Source organism: Marinobacterium sedimentorum (assembly GCF_024267675.1).
GTDB classification, from domain to species: domain Bacteria; phylum Pseudomonadota; class Gammaproteobacteria; order Pseudomonadales; family Balneatricaceae; genus Marinobacterium_A; species Marinobacterium_A sedimentorum.
In genome coordinates this window covers 83,726-95,461 of sequence record NZ_JALDYX010000018.1, presented here as the reverse complement: position 1 = coordinate 95,461, position 11,736 = coordinate 83,726, and the positions used below count along the sequence as shown (strand labels likewise).

Here is an 11,736-nt window from a genome sequence, read left to right as displayed (position 1 = left end):
GCACGTCCGGATCTGTGTGGGGGCGGCTCAGGTAACTGGCCGTCCTACCACGACTGCATAGGGAGGAGATGGTGCAAATTTGTGAAACGGAGAGGTTGCTAATACGGCGGTTGTACCTCGAAGACGTTCCTGCATTGACCGAGATTCTCAGTGACCCTGAAGTAATGAAGCACTCGGTCCGTGGTGTTTGTGATGAGGTCGCAACCCGCGAATTTATAGAGTGGTGTATGGCCTGCTACGACTCATATGATTTGGGACCATGGGCACTGATTGATAAGGAAAGTTCTGTATTCATTGGATTCTGCGGTGTTTCACCAGAAATAGTCGCTGGTGTTGAGGAGTCAAACCTCGGCTATCGACTGGCGACGAATTTCTGGAATAAGGGCCTGGCGTCCGAAGCGGCTAAAGGGATTCTGGGTTACGTGTTTGATAAGACACAATATCAATCAATAGTGGTCATTATCGAGCCTGAGCATGTCGCGTCCTTGAAGGTCGCGGAGAAAGCAGGCTTTTCTAGCTTCGATACTCTTGAGTTTCATAATCGTCCAGTGCGACTGTATCGATTGACTCGGCAGAATTGGGATGCATTGCATAACAAGGCAATGCACGCGACAAGCGCGTGATTGCAGCGTTATAAGCCAAGATTAGCCCTGTAGCACCCTATAGAAGGAAGAAGAAAATATGGATTTAGAAATAAGTGATAATCATACAAAGCCAATGATTCGTGTTTTTATCATGCTAGTTGGGTTGCTCTGCGCATTACTTATCTCGTGGAAATTTACAGGTTCACCTCTTCCGCAGGACTCTGAGTATTCGTTAATTTTCCAGAATGCCTTGCTGTTGATTGTGCTTGGCTCCGCTATCTTGGAGCACTTCTTCACAAAACCAGCTGATTCGATGATCAATTCGCTAATGGCCGGAATAACAATGTTCGGCGTATATCATGTATCGCCACCACTAGCATGGTGGGTGGTTTTTTCTTATTGCCTTTTTGTTTTTCTAATATCAACAGTATGTGTTGCAACCTCCGGCGGGAGACTCTCCGGTGATATTGCGTCGGTTGTAAATAGCCGCCTTTACAGGCCTGCAATTGTTCTCGGTCGTTCTAGGCTTATTTTTTCCATAGTCTTTTTGTTTGGAATTTATTCCTTCTACTCAATTAAATCTGAACTAGCTGTTTATCTCATAGTGTTTTGGGGTGTATTCATGGCTATATGGCCACTTAAACTTCCTCAATTGCTATCATCGATCAAATTTAGCTCTCAAAAAACAATCCTGCCAATAGGTAAATTGCTCAGGCTGGATAATCCAGGTGTCTTGAGATTTGCAATAAACCAAAACACTGATTGGGAGCAAGGCAAGCCATTAATCTATCAGCGAGTTGATAAAAGCCAGCAGTGGGTGCTGCCACTATATTCGCATCTTAATGACGAGCGAAGAATTGGAACGGCGATGCTTTTAGGCGCTGTTGATGAACCAAAAAAAGGGCTTGCAGATGGACATATTTATGAGCCTGAAGAAGAGCTAAACCACGATGCCGTAATGAATCTTTTGGGTGAAACCACTCAATCTAGGTTGATTGGCTTCGTTGCTGAAGATTCATCAATAGGACGAATCAGGCTTGAAGTAAAGTCAGATAGTTATTGTGCGGATGGAATGCTTATTTGGTGCAAGGTCGATGGTGTAAAGGTTTACTATCAGATTTCAGCTGGCACAACGATTGAGGAAAATTTAGATGGCGATAAACATGGTTACCAAATAGCTTACGCTGCACAGTTGGGAACTTTAGAAAGTGGAGAGTTCAAGAAGTTTGATTGGCTTCCAAATATGAACGCGCCTGTTTTCTCTTTAATCAATGAAAATGATGATCTTCATGGAGAGGGCCAAAATGCCAACGATTTCCAGTTTGGAAAACTTCCGAAATCAAATATTCCCGTGGCTGGTGATTTTGTCGGAAACTTTAACTTCCATACGGCGGTTTTGGGGGTAACAGGTTCAGGTAAAACAGAGTTTGCATTTGATTTGATAAGGCATTCTGTCTCTAGCGGTATAAAAGTAATTTGCATTGACCTTACTTCGCAGTATAAAGGGCGCTTAGCGGACTTGAATCCAACTGACCTTTCCATCCAAGAGAAAACGTCTATAGATTTAAGTCAAAAGCTTTTTGAAGTAGAAACAGGGCAGTACGGCGCAGGGAATGAGAAAAAGGCTTTAAAAGCATTTAGTGACCAGTTAAGAGCTGATGTCGACACACAGCTTAGAGCATTTATGGAAGATGATGAAAATAGATTAGGGCTAATTCAATTGCCCGAAATATCAAATTCGCAAGCATCGATATTTATTACTGAAATATATATGTCTTGTTTACTGAATATTGCCAAAGAGAGTTTTGGTGATGATTCCAAAAAAGTACTAGTAGCAGTGGAAGAGGCGCATACAATAATGCCTGAATCAGCAACTATGGGTGTATCTGACTTTGCTTCAAAGGGTTTGGTTGCCAAAATCGCACAAATTGCACTGCAGGGAAGAAAATATAATGTCGGGCTTCTAGTTTTAGCGCAAAGGACGGCAAATGTGAGTAAGACGGTACTAACGCAGTGCAATTCCATCGTCAGTTTTGCATGTTATGACGACACAAGTATTGGCTTCCTCAGGAACGTATTTGGCTCAAGTTGCGCTGAAATGGTGCCAAACCTAAAAAAGCTTCAAGCGGTTGTTTTCGGTAAGGTAGTTAAATCTGAAAGGCCGGTGGTTGTAGAAATTCCATATGACCAAAATAAGGCCTAGTGCCAGTGAGTTTGGCTTATAACAAGCGCAAGCAGTCGGAAAAATTACTCGCTGCGCTCCCAATTTTCCGCTGTTGCGGGCGTTAAATTTCAAAAATAGGATCGAACCTTGATTAGTAATCCAAAAATATTTATCTCCTACTCACACGATAGCGAAGAACACAAGGATTGGGTGTATCGACTAGCTACTGACTTAATGTCTAAAGGTGTTGAAACGATATTGGATCAGTGGGATCTGGAGCTTGGGGCCAATCTTCCCAAATTCATGGAAAACGGCTTACAAGAGTCTGATAGGGTCTTGGCTGTTTGTACGGATAACTATATAGATAAATCCAATGGTGGGATTGGTGGTGTCGGTTATGAAAATACGATTCTAACGGCTGAACTTTTACTCAATCAAGCTACAACTAAATTTATACCTGTAGTTCGCTCTGTATCAAAATCCATGAAAACCCCGCTTTGCCTAGCTGGTCGTATGTATATTGATTTTAGTTCTGATAGTAGTTACGAAGATTCTCTCAGCCAGTTGGTTCATGAAGTGTACGGAATCAAGCAAAGGCCAAAACCGAAATTAGGAAATAATCCGTTTTTAGAATCAGAGGTAAAGAAGCCATTATTACGTGAAAATAGTACGACCTTTTTCCATAAGCGATTTAGCTCAGCATTTCCGGGTGTTAGAGGAATTGATTGGTTCGAGAAAGAGCAAGCAATAGAACGTTTACTCATACTATTAAATGAACCACTTGTTTTCGATGACGACACTCCGATCTGGTGGTGGCGAAGTGGTGATCTCCAGATAGAGAATTTTTCTAGGGAGGATGACGATATAGCTCTTATGGATGGTCAGGAGCTCAAAATATCAAGAATCGCGGCGGTTAATGCGGGTTCATACTATCAATCGTTTGTCTATGTGGAAGTAGATCCTATGGATTCAAGCGGGCTATACGATATTGATGTCGACGCCGATATCAGCTATTGGGGTTACTCGCGAGAAGAATTTGCTGTATATGAGAAACATAACATAACGCGGGCAGAGTATGATGATAACTCTGCGGTTATTGATGGAAAGCCTGTTTATCTGAGTGGGAAAGCAGAACTACGAATTCGCTACTTAACCCCCTATAACTTCATAATTGCACCGCATAATTCTCCCATAAATAATTCTAGTTATGACAAAAGAAGAAACGAAGCGCTGAATGACATCCTGAATGGAAAGATGAAGTTAGAAGAACTCGTCGATGAAGTTCTTCGTTTGCCAAAGCGCGGTTACTAAAATTTAACAAGCGCATGTTGTCGGACTGTTATTCCGCTGCGCTCCATACCAGCCGCAAATGCGAGCGTTAGGCATATGGAGTTTTCCAATTGAAAAGTGAATACATATGGCAAGTGATGTTCGTTCTTGTAGGGGCTTTGGCAAGTGCCTATGCTGGTTATTGGTTTGGAAATCAACCTGATGAGTCTTCGATAATCGAATATAGGTCTGATTCCACCAGCAATCTCCAAAGCCTGATGGGCGGGAATAACAAATTGAAAATCACCTACGAAGGTAGGTCTCTAGATGCATTAAGTAGTACCTCTTTTCAGATTGCCAATACTTCTGAGAAAAATCTTGATAAAGTTAAAATTTACTTTGAGTTAGAAGACAAATCTAATTCGCCAATTTTTCATACGGTTAGCCCACAAAAAGTGTATCCCAAGGAAGCAGTCACACTCATTTCTGAAAAGAATGGAGTCTATGTTTTCGAGCTAGAGTACTTAAATAGGACGGATTCCATCTGGGATGGAATTGCTTTTTCATTTTATTTTGGTGGTAGTGACTCTCCAAAAATTAATGTAAAAACAGGAACAAAAGGTGTTTCCATACGACAATATACTAATGACAACATAAGTGCTTCAAAAATCTTCGTTAGAGTGATTGTTGAAGTATGGTGGTTTCTGCTGATCTACTTATCTGGTGGCTACTTATTTTATAAGTACAGAAAAGCAGAGAGGGTAAAGAAAGAGAATTTGTTTAAATCTTCAATAGCTGCAGAGCTGGCAGATCAAGAAGGTAAATCTGAGGCTGAAATCGTTGAAAATATTCTCAAAGTATCAAAAAGAGAGCCAAGTTTTAAAGAAACGCTCAAAAGCATGTTTGGTAGAAATAATGCTTAACAAACGGCTCCACGCAGACGCCCAAACCTACGCACTTTTTGTGGTTTCGCTGCGCTCAATTTACCACAAAAAGCCCTCCGGCTTGGGCGCTGATGAGCCGGGCGTTAGGCATCTAGGAGGTGTCACGAGTGGTAAATTTTTGCCAAAAACTTGATGGCAGTGTTGTCCATGTAAGTGATTACGACGACCAAGCATGGCAACTACTAAAAGAATCATATGAGGTAGGTGAGTTAGTTATGCCTTGCTGTGGTGCAGCCGCAGTGCCAAAAACAAGTTCTAATTTTTTAAAGTTTTTTGCCCATTATTCTGAAGAGTGTTCCACATCACCTGAGTCGCAATGGCATATAAAAGCCAAAGACGAAATTGTTACATTTCTAAAACTATTTGATATAGAAGCTAAATTAGAGCAATCTGGTGAAAGTAGGTTGGGCTCTTGGAAAGCAGATGTGTATTTTGAAATTGAAAGCCGAAAAGTGGCTATTGAAATACAACACTCTTACCAACATCTGCGAGATTATTTAAAACGCCAATTACGTTATAGTTCGGCCAACGTTGAATGTTATTGGATTCTATATCGCCCTCGATACATCACTCTTACTACATCAATAAGTAAATATCGAATAAAGCATGAGTTTGGTGGAGAAATTCCTTCTGAAGGTTTATTTCCATGTATACCTGAATTACCTTTGGTAGCTTTGGATGTTGGTAAAGATTCTAGCAGCATAATTGGCGCTGCAGGTCTCAATTCTTCAGTTGAGAACTTTCTGTATAGTATTCTGGAACATAAATTTATTTATCAGCAAGACAGAGGGGCCTGGATTGTTATTCAAAATTCCTAACAATCACACGAAGTTCGCCCACTTCGTGGGCTGGGACCTCCACTGCTACGCAGTTCCGGCCCTTTGTGTGGCGCGTTAGCGATAAGTATCGACCCATAGGAGGGGTGAAAAATGGGAGAGTGGTCAGAATATTTCGAGGATTTCCCCGAAGAAAATCCAGCAAACTACGTCGGTGGTAGGTTCGATCCTGCTGGTGCAAAAAGAGCGAGAGAGCTAGAGGCAAAAGCCTCACAGGCAAATGCTGAAGTTAAAAAGATGCTGGAAGATGCATGGAAGGCTGAAAAGGAAAGGTCGCTTCTTGTCGTCGAAAAGTGCCCTCAGAATTAAAGGGGTCAAAGCCCTTTTACAGAAAAGTTGGACAGGTAAAGCGGGGATACCCAAAGAGAGCGATTGATTGAAAAGGGCTTTGACCCCTTTTCTTACCCCTTTTCTTTGCCTTTTCTTGTGACCCCTTTGCTCAGGTCACACCAATGCAAGGGTTTATATGAGATAAAACTACGTAGGTCGATTGGTTTGTTGTTCGCATTCAAATTCTAAAGGAATAGTTTATGTCTACAATTACGATAACCAACAATACGAAATTGCCAATCCATGCTGCGACAGAATGGAATCATATCGTGCAGTAATTCAGAAATAACATTGAAACAGGAAAGACCATTTAAATATCAGCCGCAGATTTTGGCTGGCAAGACTTAATGGTGATTACTGGTTTTGAGGAAAACAAAATAAGCCATGCCCAGGATTGGTCTCATGCGTTTGGCTTTGGCATAGTTATTGTCGGCGCACTCGGGACCATCGCAGGCACAGCATTAACCATAGCAACGTTCGGAGGATCAACGCCACTTTTGGTTGCAACTGCCGCGGCAACGGCTGCGAGTGCCACGGCGCTTGTTGCAGATACCGCCGTATCGATTGCTAACTTTGTAGTTAACCCAGCAACAGTTCCCTCTTTATGGGGGCCTGATGGTTATACAATAGTTGTCTCCGGTGGAGACGTTAGCGGTACATTGGATACTGCTTCAGGAAAGTTTACTGTGACTGGAGTATCACCATTGGTTGTGAAGTGGACTAATAAAACTATGCATACTTCCGGGACCATTGGATCGACGCGATAAGGGGTTCAGGGGTCTTGCGTTTTGTCATATGAGGCAGCCTGTATATGCCGGCGGCAAAGGCAAGACCCCAGCTGCTTTCGGTTCCGGTACTTTCTTTTGACTTGGCAGTATTGTGCCAACCTTGTGCCAGGAAGCAGGTTTCGTGGCGAGACGGCATTTGCGGTTTGCCATTTTTTGCAGGCGTCAGCAGTTGCAGCTGGCCCGTTGTAATGAGCAGTATTGGCAGCAGCGTCCATAATGAATCCAGGCAGAGGCCGCTCTGCCACTTTGCCGCTTTGCGTGAGCGCACAGCACGAACGATTAGATCCGTATAGGAGTACAGGCCAATGGGTTTAGCAGATATTGTACAACGAGGCTGGGAGGCACTCGGCGCCGGAGACTTCGATACCCTGGTCGCCGACTACGTGGAGGACATGACATTCATCATGCCGGGGCAGACCGATGTCCTTGAGGGACGACAGGCGTTCCGTGTGGCGCTGGATGGTCTTGGGGAGATTCTCCCGCCAGGTTTCGAAATCACAGGGCTGCGTCAGATCGAAGGGGAAAGCGAAGTCATCTCGATTCTTGAGTGGAAGTCCGAAAAGGTCGCAGGCTCCCAGGTGTCCGTCCTGTTCAAGTTCAAAGGCGACAAGATCTACGAGGAGCGGTGGTTCCTCGACACCGAGCAATGGAAGAGCGCGTTCTGAGATCTGTTTCTTGCTTGTTCATGGCAGTGACAGCCTCCTAGCCAAGACGGATGGCGGAAAAAGCGGGATAATGGCGGCAATTCAGGGCTGTCACCCTCCGATTTTTCTAGCCGTCTCTTTTTGGTAAAGAGGGGTCATTTTTGTATGCTCTTTGATAGAACCACTATTCACAAGCTACATCCCTGTAGCTTGCCCGGTGGGCAGCTTACGCTGTGTAAATCGACTATCCTGCCGATTTATTGTCTCAAAAGAGTTCAAAAACTAACTCATTCAATCGTAGGGAGCGATTGAACGTGCAAGCCCCGAAGGGGTGAAGCACATGGATGTGCTGAACAAATCGCTCTTTCCCTCACTACGACCGGCCAAGCCCGACAGGCTGCTTGAAGCCAAGTTTGACGATTTCATTGTCATTACCGGCCAGCCCATTCGCTACAATAGTCCGGCGGCGAGCCCGTTTGACTATTTTCTGGCTTCATCTGACTTCTGGCGCTCTACCTCTTCATAAAAGGTACCTGAAATGTCTGAACCCAAATCGAAACTTGAACTGCTCGCTACGACGGTCCAGGTGCTGAGTGTTGTCGCCGGGGTTGTTATCAGCGCCCTGAGTTTCAATCAGGCGCGGCTGGAGGAAGCGAGTGCCAGAGAGATGGAAGCGGCCAGGCCGTTCTATATTTTGCGGCAGACGTTATATACAGAAGCCGTTCAGGCCGCCCAGGTGTTGGCAAACCCCGAGGTACATACGCAGGATGAACTGGCACAGTCCCGCAGGCGATTTCGCGAGCTGTATATTGGTGAACTCAGCATGGTGGAAGCAAGAGAAGTGGAGTCCCAGATGGTGGCACTGGCAAAAGAGATCGATCCAGACCTGCTGAGTATGAACGCTGCACAGCGCGCGACCTATAACCTGGCGCACGCGTTGCGGGACACCTTCACCTATTCATGGCAGGTGCAGGGCAAATAGCTGCCCGAGGCAATCATGACCAGCCCCGATACCCAAGAGCGCAGGTTGAAGGAAAGTCAGCTCGCCCGTGCCAGGGCCCTGGTCGGTATCGATACGACCGATCCCAATGCCTGCGTGCCGGCGGGGGCGGTCATGGCGGATCCTGCCAGCCTGGCACATAACAACACCTACGGTCGGCTGCCTCGCTTCTATGTGGATGTGGCCATCGTCTGTCGCAACTGCGGCGAGGAAGAGGTCTGGCCGGCACCGCGACAAAAGTGGTGGTACGAGGTGAAGAAGGGAGATATAAACATCCGGGCGGTGCTGTGCCGGGCCTGCCGGGCTGCACAAAAGCTGCGCAAGGCCGAGGCCAGGGCTGCGTCTGAGGCCGGGCTGGCCAAAAAGAAGCAACGCCGTGGAGGCTGAAAATGTGCTGCAGGTCCAGCGCCGAGTTTTCCGCTGATAGAGCGGCTTCTGGCGCGGGGAATGCAACGACTGTGGGTAAAAGGTCGGGTGTAAACAGGGTTTCCAGGCTCCGCTCGATGATAATTCTGCGGCTACTCTTTAGCTGCGTTAGCGCTTAGCTGATGCAAGATCAGCCGCTTGCGGGAGGCACATGAGGGGCGAAGAGCGTTCCGCCAGAACAGGGCCTGCAAATCTCAACAGGGCCGTTGCCTATGGACTTTAATTAACATACTCAATGGGCACCTGTTGGAGGCGGTATGTCACCAGTGTCGGGGCGCATGCAGATTCCGGGATTGCTTGGCTGGCTGCTTGTGAGTTTCGTGGCGTCTGGCATTGGAACCGTCGCTTCAGTACAGGCCAGGGCTTTTTACAGCCAACTTGCCCAGCCTGAGTGGGCGCCGCCGGGGGGCCTGTTTGGTCCTGTGTGGGCGACACTGTATGCCCTGATGGGCATCGCCAGCCTGGCTGGTGTGGCGTTGTGGAGGATTTCAAGCCAACCGGCAGGCTTTGGGTTTTTTCTTGCTGCAGCTTGGCGTCACGCGCTTTGGAGCTGGCTGTTCTTTGCCTGGCACAGCGGCCTGAGGGCGCTGGTTGATATGTCGGTGCTCTGGGTACTTATCCTGGCGACTCTGGTGTATGTCTGGCGCGTGCGGCCTCTTGCCGATGCATTGCTTTTTCCCTACCTGCTGGGGGTCATTTTTGCGTGGGGACTGAACTATCCCCTGTGGCAGCTGAATCCACAGATTCTTTGACCGGTCAGCGCTGCCCAACCCGAAGCCCCTGGCAGTGTTGCGGCCGGTGGCGTGGTACGCAGCGGGTTGACTATCGCTTTAGGCTGACCGGCTTCTGAGGACAGGGGCTTTTTTACCCTTTCCCCTCGCTCCTGCTCTACAACCAGTCTTTGCGCTTGAAGAAGTAATAGGTGCCGAAGGCACTGGCGAGCATCATGCCGAGCGCCATGGGATAACCCCAGCTTTGCTGCAGTTCGGGCATGATATTGAAGTTCATGCCGTAGATGCTGGCGATCAGGGTGGGCGGCAGGAAGACCACGGCGGCTACCGAGAAGATCTTGATGATCTTGCTCTGCTGCAGGTTGGTGAAGCTCATGGTGGCATCGAGCATAAAGTTGATCTTGTCGAACAGAAACTGGGTGTGGGGCAGCAGGGATTCGATGTCCGACAGCATCTCCCGGATTTGACGTTTGTTGTCTTTGCCCAGCTTGTCGATCTGATAGCGCTGCAGGAAACGCAGGGTACGCTGGGTATCCAGCAGGCTCAGGCGGATCTTGCCGTTGCTGTCTTCCTGGCGGGTGATCATGCGCAGCACTTCATCCAGGTTTTCGGTCTCGAAGACCTGTTCTGAGGCCGGCTCCAGAATCTTGTACACGTCTTCGATGGAGTCCGACAGGTAATCCACCTTGAGGGCAAACAGATGCAGCAGCAGCTCCATCGGGCCCGCGGCGTGAATGCGGTCCTGGCGCAGATACTGGCGCAGCAGGCGGAACAGGCTGAGGTCTTCGCCGCGAACACTGATAAGGCGGTCGACGCGCAGGTTGAGGGAGACGTTAAAGCTGCGCAGTTCCTGCCCTACCTTGTGGGGGAACAGCGAGTTGATATGCAGGCCGTCCTGGTCGGTAAAAAAACGTGAGGATGCCTCGATCTCATCGACCTTTTCCTGCCCCGGCAGACCGCCGACAAAGTGGCCCGACAGCCAGTTGCGCTCGTCCTCGTCCGGTTCCAGCGCATCGACCCAGATGGTGCCCTCGGGGATGTCATCGTCGATGTTCAGCGGTGTCTTGCGCAGGTGATTGTGTTCGAGTTGATATGCGGCAAGCATGGGGCGGCGTACTCCCTGTCAGTGATGCGCCAGAGTATAACGCCACACAGAGGCGCCCCTGTAGCGCAGGGGCGGGTTTTGCGGGGTTATTTTGCAGAACTCGCAGGGGCAACGGGGCGGGGCGGGAATAGAAAATTTGCCCCGGGACGGCGATGAATCGGGCGCCGGCCCGGGGCACTGATCGCTATAAGAGAGGCTTTGACTTGCCCTGAGTCACGTATCGCAGGATCTCTACGACCTGCTCCGGCTGCTGCGCCCAGCCAGGCCATGGCGGCGGCGTCCACCTCTTCCAGCGGGTGGATGATATCGGCATCGTGGAGTGTGCCAATGTGAAGAGTGGCGTACCCGCTTGCCCGTATTTTTACCTGAGTAAAAATCAGGCTAATAGATAAGAACGCCGCGGAGTATGCGGCGTTCTTATCTTGAACAATGAGGCTTACTTGCCCTGAGTCACGTATCGCAGGATCTCTACCACCTGCTCAGGTTGTTGCGCCCAGGCCATGGCGGCGGCATCGACTTCCTTCAGCGGGTGGATGATGTCGGCGTCGTGCAATGTAATATACGGCGTGCCCAGGGCTGCCAGGTAGCCGGCATCAAAGGCGGCGTTCCACTGTTTGTACTGGCTGCCAAAACGCACCACGGCCACATCGGCGCTCTCGATCAGCGTCTTGGTGCGGATGGCGTTCACCCTGGATGACTTGTTGTCGCGCCAGAACGGCTTGTCTTCGGCACCCAGGTGATCGCCGGCGGCATCAGAGGCATCGTGGTCGGTGACCGGGCCAACAAAATCGACCGGCAAGTTCAGTGCCGCGCAGCCGGCTTCGATGCGTTCGCGCCAGTCGCTGTGAATCTCGCCAGACAAATAAACGGTCCAGATCATGGGACTCTCCTCGAAGGTTATGTATACAAAATGCC

14 protein-coding genes are annotated in these 11,736 nt (G+C 48.3%); 12 read left to right on the top strand and 2 right to left on the bottom strand.

Annotated features, from left to right (window positions below):
* Positions 1-68: 68 nt before the first annotated feature.
* The 12 genes from MRS74_RS15255 to MRS74_RS15200 all read left to right on the top strand — a co-directional run bounded on the left by MRS74_RS15255 (position 69) and on the right by MRS74_RS15200 (position 9,737).
* Positions 69-623, top strand: a complete 555-nt coding sequence (locus MRS74_RS15255; RefSeq protein WP_256557954.1) for a GNAT family N-acetyltransferase — start codon at positions 69-71, stop codon at positions 621-623.
* A 58-nt stretch (positions 624-681) separates the two neighbouring features.
* Positions 682-2,787, top strand: a complete 2,106-nt coding sequence (locus MRS74_RS15250; protein ID WP_254581140.1) for an ATP-binding protein — start codon at positions 682-684, stop codon at positions 2,785-2,787.
* Positions 2,788-2,895: 108 nt separating this feature from the next.
* Positions 2,896-4,059, top strand: a complete 1,164-nt coding sequence (locus tag MRS74_RS15245) for a toll/interleukin-1 receptor domain-containing protein (RefSeq protein ID WP_254581139.1) — start codon at positions 2,896-2,898, stop codon at positions 4,057-4,059.
* Between the two features lie 89 nt (positions 4,060-4,148).
* Positions 4,149-4,940, top strand: coding sequence for a hypothetical protein (locus MRS74_RS15240; protein WP_254581138.1), 792 nt, complete (start codon positions 4,149-4,151; stop codon positions 4,938-4,940).
* 128 nt (positions 4,941-5,068) lie between these two features.
* On the top strand, positions 5,069-5,779 hold the full coding sequence (locus MRS74_RS15235; protein ID WP_254581137.1) for a competence protein CoiA: 711 nt from the start codon (positions 5,069-5,071) through the stop codon (positions 5,777-5,779).
* A gap of 111 nt (positions 5,780-5,890) precedes the next feature.
* A complete protein-coding gene (locus MRS74_RS15230) occupies positions 5,891-6,106 on the top strand; it encodes a hypothetical protein (RefSeq protein ID WP_254581136.1) in 216 nt (71 codons plus the stop codon).
* 368 nt (positions 6,107-6,474) lie between these two features.
* Positions 6,475-6,894 carry a hypothetical protein gene (locus MRS74_RS15225; protein WP_254581135.1) on the top strand — a complete coding sequence of 140 codons (420 nt, stop codon included), beginning with the start codon at positions 6,475-6,477 and terminating at the stop codon, positions 6,892-6,894.
* Positions 6,895-7,220: 326 nt separating this feature from the next.
* The gene (locus MRS74_RS15220) at positions 7,221-7,580 is read left to right on the top strand and encodes a nuclear transport factor 2 family protein (protein ID WP_254581134.1); all 360 of its coding nucleotides are present in this window, start codon (positions 7,221-7,223) and stop codon (positions 7,578-7,580) included.
* Positions 7,581-7,899: 319 nt separating this feature from the next.
* Positions 7,900-8,085 (top strand): hypothetical protein, encoded by a 186-nt coding sequence (locus MRS74_RS15215; protein ID WP_254581133.1) that lies wholly within the window; start codon positions 7,900-7,902, stop codon positions 8,083-8,085.
* A 12-nt stretch (positions 8,086-8,097) separates the two neighbouring features.
* Positions 8,098-8,541, top strand: a complete 444-nt coding sequence (locus MRS74_RS15210) for a hypothetical protein (RefSeq protein ID WP_254581132.1) — start codon at positions 8,098-8,100, stop codon at positions 8,539-8,541.
* 15 nt (positions 8,542-8,556) lie between these two features.
* Positions 8,557-8,946: a zinc-ribbon domain containing protein gene (locus tag MRS74_RS15205; protein ID WP_254581131.1), complete on the top strand. Its 390-nt coding sequence runs from the start codon at positions 8,557-8,559 to the stop codon at positions 8,944-8,946.
* A gap of 317 nt (positions 8,947-9,263) precedes the next feature.
* Entirely contained in the window at positions 9,264-9,737 is a 474-nt protein-coding gene (locus MRS74_RS15200; protein ID WP_254581130.1) for a TspO/MBR family protein, read from the top strand.
* Positions 9,738-9,873: 136 nt separating this feature from the next.
* On the opposite strand, the gene corA is transcribed toward MRS74_RS15200, so the two are convergent.
* Together corA and MRS74_RS15185 are read right to left on the bottom strand one after the other, a co-directional pair.
* Positions 9,874-10,821 carry a magnesium/cobalt transporter CorA gene (corA, locus tag MRS74_RS15195; RefSeq protein WP_254581129.1) on the bottom strand — a complete coding sequence of 316 codons (948 nt, stop codon included), beginning with the start codon at positions 10,819-10,821 and terminating at the stop codon, positions 9,874-9,876.
* Positions 10,822-11,257: 436 nt separating this feature from the next.
* A complete protein-coding gene (locus MRS74_RS15185; protein WP_254581128.1) occupies positions 11,258-11,701 on the bottom strand; it encodes a YtoQ family protein in 444 nt (147 codons plus the stop codon).
* Positions 11,702-11,736 lie beyond the last annotated feature (35 nt).